The sequence below is a fragment of the Mucilaginibacter lutimaris genome (assembly GCF_042676625.1).
Taxonomy (GTDB): Bacteria; Bacteroidota; Bacteroidia; order Sphingobacteriales; family Sphingobacteriaceae; genus Mucilaginibacter; species Mucilaginibacter lutimaris.
The window spans coordinates 33,351-56,033 of record NZ_JBHTIA010000012.1; the positions used below are offsets into that span (position 1 = coordinate 33,351).

Here is a 22,683-nt window from a genome sequence, read left to right on the forward strand (position 1 = left end):
AATTTTATGCTTTATAAAAAGTGTATTTACCTTGTGGCAATAACAGCCGCGGTAGCTCTTGCTGCGTCGTGTTCGTCTGTAAAACAGGCTCCCGCGGCAAGCAATACAAACGGCAATGTTATCTTCTTTGATGATTTTTCGGAAAATAAGATAGACCGTACCAAATGGAGCCCTATAGTAACCGGCTTTCATGTTAATAATGAGTTACAAGCTTATGTAGATTCATCGGCAACAGCTTATATTGAAAACGGTGCCTTGGTACTAAAGCCGCAATTCTCCACAAATTTTAAAACATTCGATAACCAGCAGTTCGACTTTATATCGGGCAGGCTTGTTACCAAGGGTAAGTTTGACTTTACCTACGGCACTGCCGAAGCACGCATAAAAGTTACTGCCGGCGATGGCCTGTGGCCGGCCTGGTGGATGCTTGGCAATGGTATGTGGCCAAACGATGGCGAAATTGATATTATGGAGTTTATAGGCGAAGCCGACTGGGTAAGCGCAGCAGTACATGGCCCCGGCTATAGCGGCGAAACCCCTTTTGTAAACCGCCTGTATATGGATAAAAGCCATGATGCAACCCAGTGGCACATTTACGGAGTGGAATGGACGCCGGATGCGCTCAACTTTAAATATGATGGCGTGCTGATGTTCCGCGTTACCCGTAAAATGGCCGAGCACTATGGTAAGTGGGTGTTTGATAATAAACAGCACCTTATATTAAACTTCGCGGTAGGCGGCATTTACCCTTTTAAGATAAATCAGATCAAAAAGCCCTATTATGGCTTGTCGGAAGCTTCTTTAAACAAAATAAAAAAAGGTGAAGCAAAAATGTGGGTAGACTGGGTTAAGGTCACTCAAAACAAGTAAAAGTGTGCTCTCCGATACTAAACAAAAAAACCTTTCAGGGCAAATCTGAAAGGTTTTTTTATTTAGTACCTACGTCCGCTGTTAAACGGCCATTGCTTTTTGAGCCGTGCTCTTTATGTTACCAAAATGCGGGCAATTACAATCTTTCTTAAAAAGTCCGCATGATGTTAACCCAACGGTTAGCATTGCTACAGCTAATATGTATTTAACTTTTTTCATGATTTAGCGCGTTACTGGTTATCATAACTCCAAAAATACCCATACACCCACCAATGGCATCAGCTAACAGGTCGTTCCAATCGCCGCTGCGCCATGTAAAAAAGCGCATCTGCAGCATTTCTATCAGTGCCCCAAAGCTTATGAGCACTATTGTATTTTTCATCGCTATCTCTATCCGTATGCTACGCGTATTCCATTTACGGATGCTGCCCGCGCAATACAAAACAGAAAGCACAAAGAACAGCACACAATGCACCATCTTGTCAAAACCCGCGAAAAACAATCCCGGAGGGCCTGGGGTATTGAATGGCACCGCGCATATGATTAAAATAAAGAGGGCCCACAAAATTGCAGGCCCGTAATATTTTAGCGTTTTCTTCATTTAAATTAGTGGCCGATAACGCCTTTGTACGCATCAGCATCCAAAAGGTTCTCCGCATCGGCAGGGTTGGTTAATTTAATTTTCACCATCCAGCCATCGCCGTAAGGGTCGCTGTTTACTAACTCGGGCTGGCTATCCAGTTTGCTATTCACCTCAAGTACAGTACCATCAACCGGCATAAACAGGTCAGATACTGTTTTAACGGCTTCTACCGTACCAAAAACAGATTCTTTAGTTACATCCTGGCCAACAGTATTGATGTCAATGTAAACTATATCGCCTAATTCGCCTTGTGCAAACTCGGTTATACCGATGTAAGCCTCGTCGCCCTCAACCCTGATCCACTCGTGGTCGCTTGTGTATTTTAACTCTGCCGGAAAATTCATATCTGTTAAATTATGTGCCCAAAAATAAATAAAACTTTAAGGTATAACAATAATAACATCAACAAACTATAAGCGCGGATTTTAAAACCAAATAGCGTAATGGTTGTTAATAATTAACTATAAAAACTAAAAATATCTACAAAATGAAAAAATTAAGTTTAGTGGCAATGATGGCTGTTGCAGCCTTATCATTCCAGGCGTGTAACAATGCCGCAAAAGACAGTAAAGAAAGCGCCGACAGTGTAAATGCTGTTAAAGACACAACCACCAATGGCTCTACAGGCATTGCTGTTGACGAGAAAGATGCAAAATTTGCTACCGATGCAGCTAACGCAGGTATGGCAGAAGTTGCCGCCGGTAAATTAGCTTCAGAAAAAGCGGTTAACCCACAGGTTAAAGAATTTGGTTCGATGATGGTGATGGACCACACCAAAGCCAACGAAGAATTAATGGCTATCGCCAAAACAAAAAACATTACTTTACCAACCGAGCCTGATGCTGACCACCAAAAAATGGCGTCTGACCTTGCAGCAAAAACAGGTAAAGATTTTGATAAAGCTTACGTTGACGCCATGGTTGACGGTCACAAAAAAGTAGCATCAATGTTAGAAGATGCTTCTAAGAACTGTAAAGATGCCGACTTAATGGCTTTTGCAACCAAAACTTTGCCAACAGTTAAGGCACATTTAGCTAAAATTGAAGCAATACAATCAAGCATGAAATAAGCTTAAGCTGTTTTATTATAAAAGGGATAGGCTCAGGCTTATCCCTTTTTTTATTTAGATATTTTATGTTGATACATCATATTATGATAAATTTACCATCATGCAAGCACCTATAGTTACGGGCTTAATGGCCTACGGAATGTCGGGCCGTATTTTCCATGCGCCGTTCATCAGCACCAACCCCGCCTTTCAGTTAAAGGCTATTGTAGAGCGTACACATAAAAAGGGCGCCGAAATTTATCCGGATGTTAAAAGTTATGGCTCTATAGACGAGTTGCTGGCCGATGATGAGATAGAACTCATTATTGTAAATACGCCAAGTAACCTGCATTATGAACATACCATGATGGCCCTTAAAGCAGGCAAACATGTATTGCTTGAAAAGCCTGCCGCGGCAACCGTTGCGGAAGTAAAAGAGCTTTTTGATACCGCGCGCAGTTTAAATAAACACCTGATGGTTTACCAAAACCGCAGGTTCGACAGTGGTTTTTTATCTACAAAAGCGGTAATCGAAAGCGGCCGCCTGGGTAACCTGATAGAAGTAACCTTCCGGATGGATAGGTATAAGGCCGCCATTGGCGTAAAAACGTTTAAAGAAACTAAGGGTGTACCTGCGGGTGGCTTGGTTTATGACCTTGGCGCCCATTTGATAGATGGGGCCATAGCGTTATTTGGCAAACCGTTATCGTTCCATAAAACTACGGGTATTTACCGCGATGGATCTGAAGTGCCTGATTACTTCCATTACCATTTAATGTACCCTAACCAGTTGAATGTTTACCTAACCTCGGGTTTGCAGATAGCTGGCGATACACCCGGCTTTTGGGTGAACGGCACATTGGGCAGCTTCATTAAAAACCGTACCGATGTACAGGAAGCCCAGCTGGATAAAGGCCTGATGCCAACCGACCCGGCGTACGGTATTGAACCGCCAAACAACGAAGGGCAGTTAACCACAGTTGGTATTGATAACCAAAAATGTACCGAACTTGTACCATCTGTAAAAGGCGATTACAGCCAAATATTTGACGCCGTGTATCATACAATACGCAATAATGCGTTATACCCCATAACAGAAGAACACATAGCCTGGCAATTAGAACTGCTGGAAGCATAATAGCATGACTATAAAAGAAATGAAAAGAGCTTTATTAATGTTAACCCTGCTTATTGCAGCGGCTTGTACAAGTGCGCAAACTACCCCACCGGTTATTGCCCCTTATAAAATTGTTACTACTAAAGATGTTAACAGCACACCGGCCGATCTTAAAAAGAACCAGCCCGTAATGCTTATATACTTTGCGCCTGATTGCGGCCACTGCCAGAAATTAATAAGCGATATGAAACCCTTTATGAAGGATTTTAGTAAGATACAGGTAGTGATGATAACCTTTACGGATATCCGTATGGTGAAAACCTTTCAGAACGATTATGGGTTGACCGCTTACCCAAATTTCACTTTAGGTACCGAGGGATATACTTACACCGTACAAAAGTACTATCAGCTTAAACACACCCCGTATATCGCCATTTACGACCATAAAGGCAAACTGGTGCAAGCCTACGAGAAACCACCCGAAATGAAAGAATTGATAGCTACGGTGAAGAAAGCTTAGTAATCGGAACAAAATATCTTGAATGCCATCGCTCGGCTCCAGCCGAGTGATCAATATTATAAGGCCTCCGGCCGTCTTAAATTTTTTGCAATTTACATACAGCGGCCGAAGGCCCATTTGATAATCCTCACTCGGTTGGAGCCGAGTGAGTGCATTACCACTTTAAACAACAAAGCCCGGTTGCAAATGCAGCCGGGCTTTTATTTTGTGGTTAATCTTAATAGCAGTTATTCGCCACCAGTGTGGTCATGCGCATGCTCTTCGCGGAATAGTTTGGCGCTAAAGAAATCGTTGTTCATGAACGCGATGTTGTTCAGGGTGATCTCTTTAGGGCACTCTGCCTCGCAGGCGCCCGTATTGGTACAGTTACCAAAACCTTCCTGATCCATTTGTGCAACCATGGCTTGCACACGGCTGTAACGCTCTGTCTGGCCCTGTGGTAACAAACCAAGCTGAGTGATCTTGGCTGAGGTGAACAACATTGCCGATGCATTTTTACATGCAGCAACGCAGGCACCACAACCAATACAGGTAGCCGAGTTAAATGCCTCATCGGCAATTACCTTGGGAATAGGGATAATATTGGCATCAGGCACACCACCTGTATTTACCGATACATAACCACCGGCCTGCTGGATACGGTCAAAAGCAGAACGGTCTGTCGCCAGGTCCTTCACGATAGGGAACGCGGCCGAACGCCAAGGTTCAATAGTGATGGTTTCGCCATCGCTAAAGCTACGCATGTGCAACTGGCAGGTTGTAATAGCTCTTTTAGGGCCATGCGGGTGGCCATTAATATATAACGAACAAGACCCGCAGATACCTTCGCGGCAATCGTGATCAAAATAAATAGGCTCCTCGTTCTTGCGGGTAAGGCTTTCGTTCACCACGTCAAGCATTTCCAGGAACGACATATCCGGCGAAATATTTTCGGCCTTATAGGTCACAAACTTGCCCGGTGTTTGTGTATTTTTTTGGCGCCATACTTTCAGCGTCAGGTTCATGTGTCCACTCATCTTTAATAGATTTGAGATATGAGATGTGAGATTTGAGATAGCCCCTCCTCATCACATAAATTTAATTATTCAATTTGTGCTGGAACGCATAATTCATTTTTTGCAGTTCCTCAATCTTTTTTAATAACTCCGATAACACATCGTTCGTTAACAATCCCAACCTGTTTGATATAACAAGTTGTGTTTGCACTTCGTAAGCCGACCCGTTTGCAATTCCAAGAAAATTGCAAAACTCTTTATTAGAATTTCGCCCTGCTCCTTCTGCTATGTTAGAAGGAACCGACACAGCTGCACGCCTTAACTGGCTGGTTAAACCGAACCGCTCGTCAACCGGAAAATTCGATGTCGCATTATAAACATCAGTAGCAAGATCAATCGCCTTGTTCCAAATCTTAAGCTCGGTTAGGTTATGCATGTTTTTAGTAATTAGATGTTAGACGTGAGAAAAATTCTGTCTCAAATCTCATATCTAACATCTCAAATCTTACTTATAACTACGTTGTGTTAACTTAACATTTTCAAATACCAGCTCTTCTTTGTGCAGCACTTCTTCCTGGTTATCACCAGTGTATTCCCATGCTGATACATACGCGAAGTTCTCGTCGTCGCGAAGGGCCTCACCCTCCTCAGTTTGCGACTCCAAGCGGAAGTGGCCGCCACATGATTCCCTACGGTTTAACGCGTCGGTAACCATTAGTTCGCCTAATTCAATAAAGTCGGCAACGCGGCCTGCTCTTTCCAGGGCAGCGTTCACTTCTTCGTTTTCGCCGGTTACTATAGCGTTCTTCCAAAAATCCGCCTTAAGCTCTTTGATCATGGCTTTGGCTTTGGTCAAACCTTCTTCGGTGCGTGCCATACCGCAGTACTCCCACATGATGTGTCCAAGTTCGCGGTGGTACTCAACAACCGTTTTGTTACCTTTTAAGGCAAGCAATTTGTTGTTGTAAGCAATAACATCCTGTTTGGTTTGCTCGAACGCCGGGTGGCTGGTATCAACCTTTTTAGGGCCGATGGTAGCCAGGTAATCGCCAAGAGTATAAGGAATAACAAAGTACCCGTCTGATAAACCCTGCATTAAAGCAGATGCGCCAAGGCGGTTTGCACCGTGGTCGCTAAAGTTACATTCGCCCATGGCGTAAAGGCCCGGTACGTTTGTACTTAAGTTATAATCAACCCAAAGGCCACCCATGGTATAGTGTACAGCAGGGTAAATACGCATTGGCTGCTTGTATGGGTTCTCGTCGGTAATTTGCAGGTACATGTCAAACAAGTTACCGTATTTGGCGCGTACAGTATCTTCGCCCATACGCTGTATAGCCTCAGCAAAATCAAGATAAACGGCTAAGCCCGTTGTACCCACACCACGGCCCTCGTCAGACATTTCTTTAGCGTTACGTGATGCAACGTCGCGCGGTACAAGGTTACCGAATGATGGATATTTTCTTTCCAGGAAGTAATCGCGGTCTTCTTCTTTTACATCGGCCGCGGTAATTTCTTTTTTGCGTAGTTTTTCAGCTACCTCAACCGTTTTTGGCGCCCAAACCCGGCCATCGTTACGTAACGACTCCGACATTAATGTCAGCTTGCTTTGGTGGTCGCCGGTAACAGGGATACAGGTTGGGTGGATTTGTGTGTAACAAGGGTTGGCAAAGTAAGCGCCGCGTTTGTGCGCGCGCCACGCTGCCGTTACGTTGCTACCAATAGCGTTTGTAGACAGGTAGAACACGTTACCGTAACCGCCTGTTGCCAAAAGCACGGCATGGCCGGCGTGGGTCTCTATCTCACCGGTTTTTAAGTTACGGGTAACAATACCTTTTGCATGGCCGTCAATAACTACCACGTCCAGCATTTCGGTACGGGTGTACATTTTTACTTTACCCAGGTGGATCTGGCGGTTTAATGCCGAGTATGCCCCTAAAAGTAATTGCTGGCCTGTTTGGCCACGTGCGTAAAACGTACGCGATACCTGCGAACCACCGAATGAACGGTTATCCAGCAAACCGCCGTACTCGCGGGCGAATGGTACGCCCTGCGCAACACACTGGTCGATGATATTTACCGATACCTCTGCAAGGCGGTAAACGTTGCCTTCGCGGGCGCGGTAGTCACCACCTTTAATGGTATCGTAGAAAAGGCGATAAACGCTATCGCCATCGTTTTGATAATTTTTTGCGGCGTTAATACCACCCTGTGCAGCAATAGAGTGCGCACGGCGCGGGCTATCCTGAAAACAGAACGATTTAACGTTGTAACCAAGCTCGGCCAGCGAAGCAGCAGCCGAAGCACCCGCCAAACCCGTACCTACAACTATAACATCGTATTTACGCTTGTTAGATGGGTTAACCAGCTTTAAGTTAAATTTATGCTTGCTCCATTTTTCGGCTAATGGGCCTTGCGGAATTTTCGCATCTAAACTCATTTCTTCTTATTTAGTGAGTAGTGAGCGGCTGATTTGGTGAGTGGCTAAAACTATTCTCTAATCACTAATCAACCATTCACTTATTATTAAAGACTTTTTAAATAATATACTATCGGCATTAATGCAAAGCCTACCGGGATGATAACCGCGAACAGCCATGTGCCAAAAAAGTAAATAATTGGCTTGTATTTTTTATGCACCCAGCCTAACGTATGGAACGCGCTCTGGAAACCATGCAGCAAGTGGAATGATACTGCGCCCATTGCAATTACATAAAACACCACGTACCATAAATGGCTAAAGCTTGATGATATACGTGCGTGCAGGTCCTTCACACGAACTATCTCTACATTGTTTTCGGTAGATATTGAACGCTCAAAATCGGCAACCTCGGGTTTGTAGTCAGACACTACAGTTTCGTTTGTTGCCAGATTGGTGCGGTACTCTTTAAAGCCCAGGATGTTGTTGTACTTGTAGGTAAACCAAAAATCGCCCATATGTATAACAATAAACAAAAACAGGATTGAACCTAATAGCCCCATGTTTTTTGACGACCATGACGCGTTAGATTTATTAGGCACCGCGTAGCCTACCGGCCTTGCCCTGCGGTTTTTAATTGTTAATACCAGCGCATAAATACTATGTACTATTATAGCCAGGTATAAAAGGTAAGCAATTACCTCTATAGGAGGAAAATGCGTCAGGAAGTTTGCGTAACTGTTAAATGCAAAACCCTGGTCGTTCTTAAATAGTAAAAGATTACCGCCAAGGTGCACAATTAAAAAAGTACACAAAAACAAGCCAGTTAAAGCCATTATCAGCTTCTTTCCCAGTGATGAGTTAAAGGTTTGTTTAAATTCGCTCATTATTTGATCAGATTTATTTACGCAAAAGTATCAAAAGATAGAAATGGTTTCGACTTAAAGAGGGGATATTGGCTATTTAGAAACAGTCTAAGGAAGTCATTCTATTGTCATTCGATCATTTCAAAAATTTTTTAAACTTTATTTATGGAATTGGTTTCTCTTCCGCATCTCTAAGGAAATGAACCACCACATGAGAAAACTAAATTTTATCCCACTGCTTGTATTGGCGCTGCTGGCATTTCAAATACAAATAACTCGCGCGCAATCTCCACAGCTAACCGTAAATGGTAAAAGCAACAATGGCGTTGTTTTAAAAGAATTGAAAATTGATGTTACCGTTTATGGCAACATCAGCCGCACCAGCTGGCAAATGACTTTTTACAACAACACCCCGCAAATATTAGAGGGTACGCTTACCTTCCCGCTGAAGGATGGCGTAAATGTTAACCGGTACGCGTTGGATATCAACGGCAAAATGCGAGAAGCCGTAGCAGTTGACCGCGGCAAGGGCACATCCGTTTTTGAATCGATAGAGCGCAGGCGGGTAGACCCGGGCCTGCTGGAGAAGGTTGCGGGAAACAGTTTCCGTACGCGAATTTATCCCATTAACCCTAAAAGCACGCGTACCATTATTATTGGGTACGATGAAGAGATCCCGTTAGGGAATGATAGCAGCTTAAAGTTCACACTGCCGCTAAACCTGCAGGATCCCGTGAAAAAATTTCAGCTAAATGCATCGGTAGTACAAAGTGCGGCAGCACCGATAGCAGATAGTAGTACGGGCGACTTGCAATTTGATAAGCACCAGAATACCTTTTCGGCCAGTATCGAGAAGGCTAATTATGTGCCTGGTCATGCCATATCGTTCAGCATCCCAAAACCAAAGGATGCCGCCGAGGTAATGCTGCAAATGCAGGGAAATAAGTATTACTACTTTGTTAATACCACTGTGCCTGCTAAGGTGATCAACAAACCGCTTCCCCGCCGTGTCACTATTTTGTGGGATGCATCGCTCAGCGGCGCAAACCGCGATCTTAAAAAGGAACTCAGCTTATTAGCGCATTATAACGAACAAATTGGCAGTGCCGAGGTAACCCTTGTGACATTCAGCAATAAAGTATTAAATAGTAAGATATATCCGCCAAACAGCTGGAATAAGATGGTTGCTGATATTAAAGACGTTAAATATGACGGCGCTACCGACTTTAGTAAAATTGAACTGAGTAAGCTTAACGCAGATGAAATTCTATTGATGAGCGACGGGCACCAAACCTTTGGTGATAAAGGGTTGAAATTGACTACTGCACCAGTTTATTGCATTAATTCTTCAGCCGCTGCGGACTATAGCAATTTAAAACTCATTGCCCTCAGATCGGGCGGGGATGTGATAGACCTGAACACCACATCTGTAGAAAAAGGTTTGGATATGCTGCTGACCGTACCCCTGCGTTTCCTGGGATTGAAAAGCACAGCTGCAACCGAAGAAAATTATCCATCGCTGCATGTACCGGTTAACGGCGTGTTTTCGCTGGCGGGGGTAACGCGCGATCCAAATCAAAAGATAACACTGCAATATGGTTATGGCAATAAAGTAAGCTTAGAGAAAGAGGTAACGCTCGACCTGCAAAAAAACGCGGTAGATAATATTGATGTGGCTAAACTTTGGGCCCAGAAAAAAATAACCGAACTGGATATTAATTACGATACCAACAGGCAGGCGATAGAGTCGTTAGGTAAACGGTACGGCATTGTTACCCGCAATACCTCGCTTATAGTATTGGAAACGGTTAACGACTATATCCAATATGGTGTTGAACCACCTGCCGAGTTGCGCGCCCAATACGATGCCATTATGAAACAACGCGGCGGCAACAGCACAGCTGAAGCTACCAGCGAAAATGTTTCGACCGCGGGTGATGTGATGCAGCAGCTTACACGCTGGTGGAACCTCGACTATACCGCGGAATCTAAAAAGATCAAAAGACCCGGTAAGCCGAACCGTTTTCCAAATCTTAATGCCCCTATTACAATTGATGAACCGGTAGGCAATGCCGATGTACGACAAGTAGTAGAAGAAAGGGCCGTGGCTGCACAGCAGGCCGCCACCCAAAGGCCTTCGGGAAATGCGTTAAACGAGGTAACGGTTGCATCAAGTAGTACAGTTCAATATAAAAGGTCTTTGTCCGGGTCGGTAACTTCAATCAGTCCCCAAGCGCCGGCGGCTATTCAAGCTTTGGAAGGAAGAGTGGCAGGTGTTAACGTACAACCTGGCGTACCGGCACCGGATGCGCAAGTTTATATAAGGGGCTACAGTAATTTTAGTTCGGATAAAAAGCCGTTATATATTCTCGACGGCAGAGTTGTAAATGATCTATCTAACGTAAACCCCAATAAAATCTCCGCAATTTCTGTGCTAAAAGATTCAGCGGCAACAGCTGTCTATGGCTCCCAGGGCTCTAACGGTGTCATTGTTATTACTACCGGAAATGCCGGTGAAGCAAACAAAGAAATCAAACCAGCTTATAAAAAGGTTGATGAGGATTATCTTAAACAGATCAAAAACACCGATAAGGCTGGCCAATATCAAAAATACCTGGAGCTAAGAAAAGATAACTACAGCAACCCGGTTTATTATTTTGATGTGGCTGGATATTTCATCAGCATCGGCAACAAGGAACTGGGCGTGCGCATACTAAGCAACCTGGCCGAGCTTGACCTGGATAATTACGAACTATTTAGGATGATGGGTTATAAGTTTAAGCAACTGGGTGATTATGAAAGCGCATTGTTCGCCTTTAAAAAGATAACCGAGCTGCGCCCGCTCGACCCGCAAAGTCACCGCGATTATGGCCTGGCGCTCGAAGACGCGGGTAAGCACCAACAGGCACTTGATGTGCTGTATACAGCCATGACCAAAAGCTACAGCGCCGACGCGGATGACATTTATGAAGGCTTGCAGGAAGTGATGCTGCCGGAGATAAACAGGATAATTGCGTTGCATAAGGGAAGCGTCAATACCTCGGCCATCCCCAAAAAATTGATCAAAGCGCTGCCAACCGATATACGCATTGTGATGGACTGGAATATGAACAACACCGATATTGACCTTTGGGTAACCGACCCCAACGGCGAGAAATGCTATTACAGCCATAACCGCACCGAGATTGGCGGCCGGATATCTCACGACATGACACAGGGGTTTGGCCCAGAACAATTTCTATTAAAGAAAGCAATTAAAGGAACTTACAAGGTTGAAATTAATTACTATGGCGACAGGCAAGCAACCCTTGCCGGCCCAACCACCATCATGGCCGAAATGTTTACCTATTACGGCACACCGCAGGAGAAAAAAGAACTGATAGTGCTGCAAATGAAAAAGGGTGCCGATGGCGCCGTTTACATAGGCGACCTCGATTTTAAATAAACCTGATGCTATGCAAAAAGGCTGCTGGTATATCTCAGCGGCCTTTTTGTTTTCAGGTATGGTTGGTTTTGTATATTTTTAAGCTCTGTTATCACAATTAATTTATGAAGCATTTTTACATTTTAGCGGCGCTTGTTCTACTCGTATGTGCGTGCGATACCCAACCCAAATTAAGCCTCAGTTTTAAAACCGGCACTGTTAAAAACGGCACCATCACACTAAGCATGGCTAATGAAACGCTTATTAGTCAGCCTATAAAAGATGGCACCGCTACTATTGATAAGCCTTTAGAAAAACCCGGGTATTATACCATAGCTGTTATAGACAGCGATAAACCGCTGAACACTAAACAAACTTTTGAGTTGTATTTAGAGAATGGCGCATATACCATCGAAACCAAATCTGCCGGGCTTTACCCATCGGTTACGTCGGCATCAAAAATACAGCAGCAACTTAGCGATTATTATAAAACAGAGAACGCGATGGCCGGCTCGTTGAACAATGCTATCAACTCGGGGTTGAATTTTCTGGAATCGAGCGAGGCGCGTAACCAATCCGCAAAAGAACGTTCGGCACTTATCAACAAAACGCGCGGTTACCAGGTACAGCGCCGCGAGCTTGAACCGAAGATTTTGGATGCTTATATAGCCAAACACCCCAATAATGTGGTTGCCGCCCATATTATGGCCCAGCAGTATATGGATGAATTCCCGGCGGAATACAATAAGCTTGCCGCGAAACTAACCGACGAGGCCAAAAAAACTGATGATGGTTTAAAAGTAACCGACAAACTAAGTGTATTGGTTAAATTGTTACCCGGTGCTGATGCGCCTGCAATTAGCGGTGTTACGTCTGATGGTAAACCATTTAACAGGAAATCCATAAAGTTCAAAGCCATATTGGTTGAGTTTTGGGTGTCTAACAGCAAGGCAAGTGAAATGAACCATTCCCGCATACTGAATGGCCTGATCATAGGTGATAGGGATAAGCATAAGTTTGGCGTGGTAAGTGTATCTACTGATACTGACGAGAAGGTTTGGAAACAAACCATAAAACAAAGTAATTTAAATTGGCCGCAAGTGGCCGATTTAAAAGGAAATGCATCGCCTAACGTTAGTAACTGGAAAATAAGCCAGGTGCCAACCTATTTTTTGGTAGACGCCAACTGGAAGATCATTAAACCCAATATTGATATTTTGGATGTGGACGATGTAGTGCACGAATATTTTAACAAGCATTAAAACAAAAGCGCCCTTAAATTTTAAAGGCGCTTTTGTTTTATACAGTTGGCTTTAACACCATTTCAACATGTTCTATCCCGTCTTCATCGTATCGTTCGCCCTCGGCAATAAAACCTAACGATTCATAAAACGGCAAAGCATACGTTTGCGCCCCTATGCGAATGTTTACCGGGCCAAACAACTCGCGGCAGCCGGCTATAGATACCTCCATTAGTTTACGGCCAAGCCCGGTTCCCCTTGCTTCAGGCGAGGTAATGACCCGGCCAATAGAAACTTCGGCATACGATATACCTGCGGGTACCAGCCTGCTGTATGCAGCTAACCTGTTATTATTATAAATTAATACGTGGTGACATTTCTGGTCCTTATTGTCCTGGTCTAAAAACACACAATTTTGTTCAACTACAAACACCTCGCTACGCAGGCGCAATAGTTCATACAATTCGTTTACATCTAATTTAGCGAAGGGTTTTATTCGGTGTGTAATGTTCATGACCTGGGGTTATAATTAGCAAATCTAATTTTTATGATTTAAACAATGTCAAAAGTTCAAATGTGATACACCATCCTTATTTGGATTTGTTTTAAATAAGCTTACATTTGTAGTCTAAAATTTACACACATGACGCTTGAGCAGCTTGGAGTAGGAGAAACAGGAATTGTAAAAGAATTTACCGATTTGGAGATGTCTGTTAAGCTGATGGAAATGGGTTGCCTGCCGGGCGAAACCATTCAGGTATCGCGCATTGCCCCACTCGGCGATCCAATAGCCATCCATGTATCGGGCTACCAACTTAGCCTGCGTAAATTTGAAGCCTCAACCATTATTTTGCAATAGTATTCTCAACACTTGAAAGCCGATATCAAAGTAGCGCTTGTAGGAAATCCAAACACCGGTAAATCCACGCTATTTAATGCATTAACCGGGTTAAATCAAAAAATAGGAAATTTCCCGGGGGTTACGGTTGATAAAAAAATTGGCTACAGTCAACTGCCTGATGGCCGACGTGCCGAAATAATTGACCTCCCGGGCACATACAGCCTCTATCCAAAAAGCCACGACGAATCTATCGTTTTTTCGGTACTGGCAGAAAAGGATACCGAACTTACTCCAGACCTGGTTGTAGTTATACTTGATGCCACAAACCTTAAACGAAACCTGCTGCTTTATACCCAGGTTGCCGATCTGAAGATACCCGTAATAATTGCCCTGAACATGATGGACATGGCAAAAAAAGCAGGCATCAATATTGAAATAAATAAACTGGCAGAAAAACTTGGGGTGCCTGTTATCCCTGTATCGGCACGCAAAACAGAGGGCATCGACGAACTAAAAACCGCAATATCTTACGCCAATAAATTTGCCTTGCAGCAGGTTAGTATTGACGTAAACGCTATAGCACCGGGTATTATCGAGAGCATCAGCAAAGAGCTGAAAACTAATAATGCTTATTTTGCCTTGCAACTGGCGCACCAGCACGAAACGCTTAAGTTTTTAACCCCCACCCAAAGCGACCGTATAGAAGAGCTGGAGAAAGAGCACGGTTTCCATACCCAAAAGGCGCAAGCCAGCGAAACCATTGCCCGTTACAACTATATCAACGACCTCCTTTACGACACTGTTAAAACTCCCGTAACCGCGCACGACGAATCTGTATCTAATAAAATAGATAAGATACTTACGCACCGGGTGTTTGGGTTTATCATATTTATTGGGGTGCTGCTATTCATGTTCCAGTCCATATTTGCGTGGTCGGCTTACCCAATGTCGCTCATAGAAGATCTTTTTGTTTGGATGGAAGGTGGCCTGCGCAATGTATTGCCTGCCGGCCCGCTTGCCAACCTGCTTATTGACGGTGTTGTTGCCGGCCTTAGCGGGGTAATGGTATTTATCCCGCAGATAGCTATCCTTTTCGCTTTCATATCCATACTGGAAGATACGGGCTACATGTCGCGCGTTACGTTTATGATGGATAAGATCATGCGCAAGGTTGGCCTTAACGGCAAATCGGTAGTACCGCTGATTGGAGGTTTTGCCTGTGCGGTTCCATCCATCATGAGCACCCGTACTATCGAGAACTGGAAAGACCGTATGATAACCATTATGGTTACGCCATTGGTGGCATGTTCGGCCCGCTTACCGGTTTATACCTTATTGATAGCACTTGTTGTACCCAATAAAAATGTTTGGTGGATCTTTAACCTGCAGGGCCTTGCCCTAACTGGCATGTACGTGTTAAGCCTGGTATCGGCAGTAATAGTGGCCTATGTAATGAAGTTTGTTTTAAAAGCCCGCGAACGCGGTTACTTTATTATGGAGCTGCCCGTGTACCGCATGCCAAGGTGGAACAATGTACTCTTCAGTATGTATGAGCGTGCCAAGACATTCGTGCTGGAAGCAGGTAAAGTAATTATCGCGGTATCGGTTATCTTGTGGGTATTGTCATCTTACGGCCCCGGCGACAGGTTTGAGAGAATAGAGAAAACCTACAGTCAGCCACAGTACACTAAAACCATGACACCCGATAGCCTTGCACGGGTAATATCTACCGAAAAACTGGAAAATTCTTATGCCGGTGTGTTAGGCCATGTGATAGAGCCGGTCATTAAACCTATCGGTTTCGATTGGAAGATAGGCATAGCGCTTATAACTTCTTTTGCCGCACGCGAAGTATTTGTAGGCACCATGGCCACCATTTACAGTGTAGATGGTGATGCCGATAGGATAGACTCTGTACAGGATAAAATGCGTAATGCCAAAAACCCAAATACAGGCGGCCCGGTATTTACACTTGCCGTAGCCTTTTCGCTCATGATGTTTTACGCGTTTGCCATGCAATGCGCCAGCACAGTAGCTGTTGTATACCGTGAAACTAAAGACTGGCGTTGGCCCGCCGCGCAATTCGCCTACATGACGGTACTTGCCTACAGCGCGGCGTTTTTAGTGTATCATTTGTTGAAGTAGATCAATTAAAACTCGTCTTCCAACTCGGTAATTATTAAACTGGGGTTAGCTTCAGCATACTTTATTCTAATAGAATCACCTATGCCAAGATGATTTGCGTTACTATCCCATCCACCGTCATATAAATATTCTTTACCTTTTGCCTGATATTTAACGGTTACAGAATGACCTTTGTAAGAATGAATTGAGGTGATTATGCCCTTTGCATAGACACCGCTATTGTTAATAGTTTGAAGTCTGTTTTTATTATCCTCATCACTACTTGCCGTTAACCAATAAAGCGCTCCCACGATGATAACTACAATACTTATGATCGTAATAACTACCATTTTCTTCTCGGCAGAGCTACGTGGCTTGTTTTGATTTTGCGAAATCTTATTCATTATTGTGAAAATACAAATCTTACTTCATCATTCGATATTCAAAATTCGGTGTTCGATATTATTTACTTATCTAAATCAACTATCTTTGATACAGAGGTAAAAATTGGATAAAGTAAAAGTATTAGAGCAGTATCTTCCGCCGCAGGCAGCACCGCTTATTGGCCGCTGGATAGATTACTTTAAGTGCGAGTTTAAAATATCGCGCAACCGCGGCACCAAGTTTGGCGATTACCGCGCGCCCTATGCCGGCAAAGGCCACCGCATATCGGTCAACTTCGATCTTAACCCCTACGCTTTTTTGGTAACTACCGTACACGAGTTTGCACACCTGCATACCTGGAACGAGCATAAGCATAAAGCCAAACCCCACGGTACCGAGTGGAAAAACAATTTTAAAAAAATGATGCAGCCTTTTTTTGAGAAGGATGTGTTCCCCCCGGATGTTAAGCAAGCCATAACCAGCTACCTGAATAACCCCGCCGCATCCAGTTGCTCGGATCTTACCCTGTACCGCTCACTCCGCAAATACGACGCGCCGAAGGAATCGATCCACACGGTAGAGAAACTTCCCTTAAAATCGATATTTAAACTTAAAGATGGCCGCGTGTTCCGTAAGGAAGAAAAGCTACGCAAACGCTATAAATGTGTTGAGATAAGCACCCGGCGTGTTTATTTATTTAGCCCTGTTGCAGAGGTGGAGGTGATAGAGGAGAGTTAAAAAAGTTCTTTGTAAAATGGGTGATTTTTATGTTTGGCGTTCAACCAAGCCAGCTTCCCATTATTAAAAATAGCAACTCTTGAACGCTTTGAGCCCGAGTTATCAAAAAGATATACACGGTCAAATAAAGTTATATGCTTAATTAGATTAGCTTTGCTTTTATCGAACCTTCTTATTAAATCTTCCATTTCAACGTTATGCCCCATATTTGTTTTCCGTTCTTAAACGCGGATAATATTATCTAATACGGATTGCAGAGCGACATAATAAAGTATTGTTTCATAACCCGAAGACTTAGCTTTATTTACATCACGTATTTCTGAATTGCCGGAGAATGTAGTTTGAAAGCCAAGTCATTATTTTGATTTATGGATGAAACTCGCCTTTCTAAAGCAACTCTTGCAGCTTTTATATGGAACTGATACCCACCAAAATCATTTAATGCGATGTTGTCGGGATTGATAACATTAGTTTTAATTTTACCTCTTTGTATTAAATGTGAGGTGAGGGTTGTTTTTCCAGATCCGTTAGGTCCTCCAATTACAACAATTGACGGCATTATAATGCGTTTAAAGGCCTGATAATCTCCTCTAACAAGCGAAGGTCAGCTGTTAGTTCTTTTTTTACAATGAATTTCGCTCCGCTGGTATACTCCTTTACGAAAAGATTACCCTCCATAGTTTCAGGATATTGTTCATCACGATAAAATATCGGGATACCTGCTTTTAGCATTTGCTCAGCGCCCCAACCTGCACCCTCATCAATAACTTTCTGGGTGGGGTCTTGCGCGTATACTTCCTCTATAGTTAACATAATACTAAGTTACCTAAAATTTCAACAAAGTATCCATCACTTCCTCTAACCTTGCTTTGGCCATAAACTGGTCTTCCAGTGCTTTATTCATGGGGATGGCGGTATCGAGGCTGGCACAGCGCATTACCGGGGCATCAAGGTATTTAAAGCAGTGTTCGCCTATATAGGCAGCTATCTCGCCACCAAAGCCACTGGTTAAGGTATCTTCGTGCAGCACAAGCACCTTGGATGTTTTCTTCACCGTTTTAATAACAGCCTCTTTATCCCAGGGTTGTAAACTGCGCAAGTCGAGGATCTCTATAGATTGGTCGGGATGATTATCAGCATATTCAATAGCCCAGTGTACGCCCATGCCATAGGTGATGATACTGGCTTTGGTGCCTTCACGCACCACGTCGGCCTTCCCAATTTCTACGTAATAATCCTCATCGGGCACATTACCGCTCATGCTGCGGTATAGGTTTTTATGCTCAAAGTAAATAACCGGGTTAGGGTCATCCACTGCAGCCATCAGCAAACCTTTGGCATCATCCGGGAAGGCCGGGTAAACCACCTTTAAGCCGGGGGTTTTAGTAAACCAGGCCTCGTTGGTTTGCGAGTGGAACGGCCCGGCGCCGCTACCGCCGCCTGCTGGCATACGTATAACTACATTAACCGTTTGGCCCCAGCGGTAATAAGTTTTAGCAAGGTTGTTTACAATTTGGTTAAAGCCGCAGGTAACAAAATCGGCAAACTGCATTTCGACAATAGCTTTATAGCCGTTGATAGCCAAACCCATTGCCGTACCCACAATGCCCGATTCGCATATAGGCGTGTTACGAACGCGCTCTTTTCCAAACTCCTCTACAAAGCCTTGTGTTATTTTGAACGCGCCGCCGTATTCGGCAATGTCCTGGCCCATTATCACCAGATTTTGATACATACGCATGCTCTGGCGCAGGCCATCACTAATAGCATCAATATACCGCTTGTTGGTGCTAACTTCAGATACGGTATGCCTTGGTACACTAACCAGCCGGTACATAGCCTGCTCTTCGGTTTGTACATGCGGTATAATATCGGGTTCGCTAAAAACCTTTTCAACTTCAGCATCTATCAGCTTGGTAAACTCATCCCTTAAATAAGGCACCCATTCTTTGCGCAGCACCCCTTCGTTAAGCAGGTATTCTTCAAAGCGATCCAGCGGGTCTTTCTGCTTCCACTCTTCAAACAACTCCTGCGGTACATATTTGGTGCCCGATGCCTCCTCGTGCCCGCGCATCCTAAAGGTCATACACTCTATAAGTACCGGCCTTGGACTCTCGCGCATTTCTGCAGCAAGTTCGTTTATGGTGTGGTAAACTTCCAGTACATTGTTGCCGTCTATTTTACGGCCTTCCATTCCATAGCCTATGGCTTTATCAACAATAGCAGCGCAGCGATACTGCTCGTTAGTTGGGGTGCTTAAGCCGTAGCCATTATTCTCTACCAAAAATATTACCGGCAGGTCCCAAACCGCGGCAATATTTAAGGCCTCGTGAAAGTCGCCCTCACTGGTGGCGCCTTCGCCGGTGTATACAAGGGTAACTTTTTTGTCGTTCTTTAATTTGTCTGCAAGGGCAATGCCATCTGCCAGAGCCAACTGAGGGCCAAGGTGCGATATCATCCCTATGATCTTAAACTCCTGCGTGCCAAAATGAAAGGAGCGGTCGCGGCCTTTGGTAAAGCCCGATGCCTTGCCCTGCCACTGTGCCATTAAGCGCGAGATCGGGATATTTCTTGATGTAAATACACCTAAATTGCGGTGCATGGGCAGGATATATTCATCGGGGTTTAGCGCCATAGTACTGCCCACTGCAATGGCTTCCTGCCCTATGCCGGAGAACCATTTGCCAATACGGCCCTGCCTGAGCAGAATTAACATTTTCTCTTCAACCAGCCGAGGCAATAACAGTTTCTTATAAAACGTTATCAAACCATCGTTATCTATATTTTTCCGGTCAAATATCATTACGTAAAGCTAAGAAGTTTTTAAAACTTTGTATGTTTGAACAATCCATCTTTTCGCTATGAAGCACTTTTACGTTAAATTCCTCACAATATTCGCGTTTTTAGGTTTGGCATCTTTTATACCCGATCATTTTTTGATGCCCGAAAATTTTTATTTGCACAAAGGCGACAAGTTAAACCTGCACCTGTTATCGGGCGAAAGCCTGGTGAAAGAACGCGAAGTACCATTCGCGGCCAAGCAAACAACCAAATTTATGATCTACGAAGGGTCTAAGAAAACCGACCTTTTGCCCGTTACTAAAAATGATGCTACGCCACTATTAAATTATGGCATCCAAAATAGCGGTTTGGTAATGGTACAACTAAACAGTAACGAGCTGAACGAAATACCCCGCGAAGACTTTTTGCCATACCTTACCGAGCAGGGTTATGATGAAATTGCCGAAAAGCTAAAAAACAGTAATGCCCTAAACTTTACCGAAAAATATAACCGCTACCTAAAAACGCTTGTTACGGTTGACGAGCCAAGCGGCAATACCTACGAAAAGGTATTGAATGATGATTTTGAGATCATCCTGAAAAAGAACCCCTACAAGTTAAATTATGGTGACGATATTACCGCGCAGGTAAACTTTAAAGGTAAACCTTACACCGGGCAGGTAATGCTTTATATCCGTACCGAATCTGGCAACGTTTATCCTCAAAAACTGGCGAGCGATGCGGCAGGCAAGGTTTATTTTAGCGTTAGCCGCGAAGGTGTTTACCTGCTAAGGGCCACCAAGTTTGAAGAGTCGAAGGGAAAAGATGCTGATTACGAATCGTGGGTAGCCAGCTACACTTTCTCGTTCAGCAACCGTAACGATGCGCCTAACACTTATAAAGAGTTTGGCTTTGGTGATAAGCACTAATAACGTTCTTTTTGTTCGGCTAAAGCCGGATAGCTTATTATTTCAACCGTTGGCTAAAGCCAACGGCAATGACCGCCCTTAATAGTGTTGTGACCAACAAGAGCCATGCAGGTCTGATTATTCATCTTAATTTTTGTTGGTGACAACATAATAGCTGCTAAAACGGCAATGAATGCCTTGTTTGTGCTATCACCCAAAACTGCTAAAACAGTATGATTAGCGCGGTACGCATAGCAAACTGTTTATTCGGGCCGCTGGCCATTTTTCCATTGCTTACTAAATGATTGCAGGGGAACCTCGGGCAATTGCCGCTTATCGCCCCACGATCTTCTGAAGAACATTTTCATTAGCCTGTTCTTCATTTTTCCGCCAAAAAAATCGGTGAGGCTGCGTTTAAGCATCCCCTTTTCCCAGATGTTCCACCCCCATTTTTCTTTGGTGGCTACCAACCCTTCCTGTACGGCATCTCGCCTGTTAAGCAGCAGCATTTTATGTATATCTATCTTAACGGGGCAAACCTCGGTGCATTTGCCGCAAAGGGTTGATGCGTAGCTAAGGTGCTTAAACTCCTGCATGCCGCGCATGTGCGGGGATATTACAGAGCCTATAGGCCCGCCATAAGTAGTATCATAAGTATGGCCGCCAATGTTCTGAAAAACCGGGCAAACATTTAAGCAGGCACCGCAGCGGATACAGTACAAGCCCTGGCGCTGATCTTTTTGGGCCAGCAGATTGGTGCGCCCGTTATCCAGCAGTACCACATACATTTCTTCGGGGCCGTCGGTTTCACCAGGTTGGCGCGGGCCGCTTAGTATGGTATTGTAAACGGTTAGGCTTTGCCCTGTACCATGTGTAGCTAACATCGGCCAAAATACATCCAGGTCGGTAATGGATGGTATCATCTTCTCGATGCCCACAACCGCTATGTGGATCTTGGGGAAGCTGGTGGTTAATCTTGCGTTACCTTCATTTTCGGTAATGGAAATGCTGCCTGTATCGGCAATAATAAAGTTGGCGCCGGTAATGCCCACATCTGCCTGTAAATATTTTTCGCGCAGCAGTTCGCGGGCTTTTTGGGTAAGTTGCTCGGGCGTAATATCCAGCGGGGTACCAAATTTTTCATTAAATAGTTTGGCTATATCCTGTAACGACAAGTGCATGGCTGGTGTAACCATGTGGTAAGGTTTTTGGCCAAGCAGTTGTATGATATACTCGCCCAGGTCGCTTTCTAACGATTCGATATGATGCTTTTCCAGGAATTCGTTCAGATGAATTTCTTCCGTAGCCATCGATTTCGATTTGATGACCGTTTTGGCCCCTGCCTTTTGAATAATGTTCAGAATTTCGCGGTTGGCTTCTTCCGCATCGTTCGCCCAAATTACTTTGCCTCCACGTTTCAGGAAGTTAGCTTCAAACTCGGGCAAAAACTTGTCCAGGTTCTCCATTACCCGCCACTTAATGGTATGCCCTTTCTTTTTGGTGTTATCGAGATTTATCATCCGCGACAAACCCCTTTCAAACGCGGCATCATACTTATCAATGCTTTTATTGATAATAGCGCGATGTTCGGGTTCGAAAGCTTTTTCTTGCGAGGCTGCCAGGAATTCTTCGGCGGTGTTTCCCATCTATGCGAAAATAAACAAAGCGATCAAGAGTTTTGCCATGTGTTCAAAAACAGTTATCATAGTTTAGTGACACTTAGAGTTGGTTATAAACAAGAAAAGCGACCTTAAGAGCCGCTTT

23 protein-coding genes are annotated in these 22,683 nt (G+C 44.1%); 10 read left to right on the plus strand and 13 right to left on the minus strand.

Annotated elements, in window-relative coordinates; translation table 11 throughout:
- Positions 1-33: 33 nt before the first annotated feature.
- A complete protein-coding gene (locus ACFQZI_RS15080; RefSeq protein WP_377143868.1) occupies positions 34-870 on the plus strand; it encodes a glycoside hydrolase family 16 protein in 837 nt (278 codons plus the stop codon).
- A gap of 81 nt (positions 871-951) precedes the next feature.
- Here the strand turns inward: ACFQZI_RS15080 and ACFQZI_RS15085 are convergent, their stop codons facing one another.
- The 3 genes from ACFQZI_RS15085 to gcvH form a co-directional block, all read right to left on the minus strand.
- A complete protein-coding gene (locus ACFQZI_RS15085) occupies positions 952-1,089 on the minus strand; it encodes a hypothetical protein (RefSeq protein ID WP_377143870.1) in 138 nt (45 codons plus the stop codon).
- Positions 1,076-1,402, minus strand: coding sequence for a VanZ family protein (locus tag ACFQZI_RS15090; protein WP_377143872.1), 327 nt, complete (start codon positions 1,400-1,402; stop codon positions 1,076-1,078). Before ACFQZI_RS15090 ends, ACFQZI_RS15085 begins: the two co-directional genes overlap by 14 nt.
- Before the next feature lie 74 nt (positions 1,403-1,476).
- Positions 1,477-1,857 carry a glycine cleavage system protein GcvH gene (gene gcvH, locus ACFQZI_RS15095; RefSeq protein ID WP_377143874.1) on the minus strand — a complete coding sequence of 127 codons (381 nt, stop codon included), beginning with the start codon at positions 1,855-1,857 and terminating at the stop codon, positions 1,477-1,479.
- 143 nt (positions 1,858-2,000) lie between these two features.
- Between gcvH and ACFQZI_RS15100 the strand changes: the two genes are divergently transcribed.
- The 3 genes from ACFQZI_RS15100 to ACFQZI_RS15110 all read left to right on the plus strand — a co-directional run bounded on the left by ACFQZI_RS15100 (position 2,001) and on the right by ACFQZI_RS15110 (position 4,198).
- On the plus strand, positions 2,001-2,582 hold the full coding sequence (locus tag ACFQZI_RS15100; protein ID WP_377143875.1) for a DUF4142 domain-containing protein: 582 nt from the start codon (positions 2,001-2,003) through the stop codon (positions 2,580-2,582).
- A 100-nt stretch (positions 2,583-2,682) separates the two neighbouring features.
- Positions 2,683-3,699: a Gfo/Idh/MocA family oxidoreductase gene (locus ACFQZI_RS15105; RefSeq protein WP_377143877.1), complete on the plus strand. Its 1,017-nt coding sequence runs from the start codon at positions 2,683-2,685 to the stop codon at positions 3,697-3,699.
- Positions 3,700-3,718: 19 nt separating this feature from the next.
- Positions 3,719-4,198, plus strand: coding sequence for a TlpA family protein disulfide reductase (locus ACFQZI_RS15110; protein ID WP_377143878.1), 480 nt, complete (start codon positions 3,719-3,721; stop codon positions 4,196-4,198).
- Between the two features lie 227 nt (positions 4,199-4,425).
- Here the strand turns inward: ACFQZI_RS15110 and ACFQZI_RS15115 are convergent, their stop codons facing one another.
- The 4 genes from ACFQZI_RS15115 to ACFQZI_RS15130 form a co-directional block, all read right to left on the minus strand.
- Complete coding sequence (locus ACFQZI_RS15115; protein WP_377143880.1) at positions 4,426-5,214, minus strand: succinate dehydrogenase/fumarate reductase iron-sulfur subunit; 789 nt, start codon at positions 5,212-5,214, stop codon at positions 4,426-4,428.
- Between the two features lie 61 nt (positions 5,215-5,275).
- Positions 5,276-5,629, minus strand: coding sequence for a four helix bundle protein (locus ACFQZI_RS15120; RefSeq protein WP_377143881.1), 354 nt, complete (start codon positions 5,627-5,629; stop codon positions 5,276-5,278).
- A 69-nt stretch (positions 5,630-5,698) separates the two neighbouring features.
- Positions 5,699-7,633, minus strand: a complete 1,935-nt coding sequence (locus ACFQZI_RS15125) for a fumarate reductase/succinate dehydrogenase flavoprotein subunit (protein ID WP_377143882.1) — start codon at positions 7,631-7,633, stop codon at positions 5,699-5,701.
- An 86-nt stretch (positions 7,634-7,719) separates the two neighbouring features.
- On the minus strand, positions 7,720-8,499 hold the full coding sequence (locus tag ACFQZI_RS15130; protein WP_377143884.1) for a succinate dehydrogenase cytochrome b subunit: 780 nt from the start codon (positions 8,497-8,499) through the stop codon (positions 7,720-7,722).
- A 190-nt stretch (positions 8,500-8,689) separates the two neighbouring features.
- On the opposite strand from ACFQZI_RS15130, the gene ACFQZI_RS15135 reads away from it, so the two are divergent.
- Positions 8,690-11,923, plus strand: a complete 3,234-nt coding sequence (locus ACFQZI_RS15135) for a VIT domain-containing protein (RefSeq protein WP_377143886.1) — start codon at positions 8,690-8,692, stop codon at positions 11,921-11,923.
- A gap of 104 nt (positions 11,924-12,027) precedes the next feature.
- Entirely contained in the window at positions 12,028-13,164 is a 1,137-nt protein-coding gene (locus ACFQZI_RS15140; protein ID WP_377143888.1) for a TlpA family protein disulfide reductase, read from the plus strand.
- Positions 13,165-13,201: 37 nt separating this feature from the next.
- Here the strand turns inward: ACFQZI_RS15140 and ACFQZI_RS15145 are convergent, their stop codons facing one another.
- On the minus strand, positions 13,202-13,657 hold the full coding sequence (locus tag ACFQZI_RS15145) for a GNAT family N-acetyltransferase (RefSeq protein WP_377143890.1): 456 nt from the start codon (positions 13,655-13,657) through the stop codon (positions 13,202-13,204).
- A 129-nt stretch (positions 13,658-13,786) separates the two neighbouring features.
- Here ACFQZI_RS15145 and ACFQZI_RS15150 point away from each other — a divergent pair, with 129 nt between their 5' ends.
- Together ACFQZI_RS15150 and feoB are read left to right on the plus strand one after the other, a co-directional pair.
- On the plus strand, positions 13,787-14,002 hold the full coding sequence (locus ACFQZI_RS15150) for a FeoA family protein (RefSeq protein ID WP_377143892.1): 216 nt from the start codon (positions 13,787-13,789) through the stop codon (positions 14,000-14,002).
- A 12-nt stretch (positions 14,003-14,014) separates the two neighbouring features.
- Complete coding sequence (gene feoB, locus ACFQZI_RS15155) at positions 14,015-16,129, plus strand: ferrous iron transport protein B (protein ID WP_377143894.1); 2,115 nt, start codon at positions 14,015-14,017, stop codon at positions 16,127-16,129.
- A 5-nt stretch (positions 16,130-16,134) separates the two neighbouring features.
- Here the strand turns inward: feoB and ACFQZI_RS15160 are convergent, their stop codons facing one another.
- Positions 16,135-16,512: a DUF3592 domain-containing protein gene (locus tag ACFQZI_RS15160; RefSeq protein ID WP_377143896.1), complete on the minus strand. Its 378-nt coding sequence runs from the start codon at positions 16,510-16,512 to the stop codon at positions 16,135-16,137.
- 103 nt (positions 16,513-16,615) lie between these two features.
- Between ACFQZI_RS15160 and ACFQZI_RS15165 the strand changes: the two genes are divergently transcribed.
- The gene (locus tag ACFQZI_RS15165; RefSeq protein WP_377143898.1) at positions 16,616-17,230 is read left to right on the plus strand and encodes a SprT-like domain-containing protein; all 615 of its coding nucleotides are present in this window, start codon (positions 16,616-16,618) and stop codon (positions 17,228-17,230) included.
- Positions 17,231-17,534: 304 nt separating this feature from the next.
- Here ACFQZI_RS15165 and ACFQZI_RS15170 read toward each other — a convergent pair whose 3' ends face one another.
- The 3 genes from ACFQZI_RS15170 to ACFQZI_RS15180 are packed head-to-tail and all read right to left on the minus strand — an operon-like array spanning position 17,535 to position 20,033.
- The gene (locus ACFQZI_RS15170; RefSeq protein ID WP_377143900.1) at positions 17,535-17,789 is read right to left on the minus strand and encodes an ATP-binding cassette domain-containing protein; all 255 of its coding nucleotides are present in this window, start codon (positions 17,787-17,789) and stop codon (positions 17,535-17,537) included.
- Positions 17,789-18,043 (minus strand): hypothetical protein, encoded by a 255-nt coding sequence (locus tag ACFQZI_RS15175; RefSeq protein WP_377143901.1) that lies wholly within the window; start codon positions 18,041-18,043, stop codon positions 17,789-17,791. The genes ACFQZI_RS15170 and ACFQZI_RS15175 overlap by 1 nt, the downstream gene beginning before the upstream one ends.
- Before the next feature lie 13 nt (positions 18,044-18,056).
- A complete protein-coding gene (locus tag ACFQZI_RS15180) occupies positions 18,057-20,033 on the minus strand; it encodes an alpha-ketoacid dehydrogenase subunit alpha/beta (RefSeq protein WP_377143903.1) in 1,977 nt (658 codons plus the stop codon).
- A gap of 58 nt (positions 20,034-20,091) precedes the next feature.
- Here ACFQZI_RS15180 and ACFQZI_RS15185 point away from each other — a divergent pair, with 58 nt between their 5' ends.
- Complete coding sequence (locus ACFQZI_RS15185; protein WP_377143905.1) at positions 20,092-20,940, plus strand: DUF4198 domain-containing protein; 849 nt, start codon at positions 20,092-20,094, stop codon at positions 20,938-20,940.
- A 242-nt stretch (positions 20,941-21,182) separates the two neighbouring features.
- Here ACFQZI_RS15185 and ACFQZI_RS15190 read toward each other — a convergent pair whose 3' ends face one another.
- Entirely contained in the window at positions 21,183-22,565 is a 1,383-nt protein-coding gene (locus ACFQZI_RS15190) for a LutB/LldF family L-lactate oxidation iron-sulfur protein (RefSeq protein ID WP_377143907.1), read from the minus strand.
- Between the last annotated feature and the right edge of the window lie 118 nt (positions 22,566-22,683).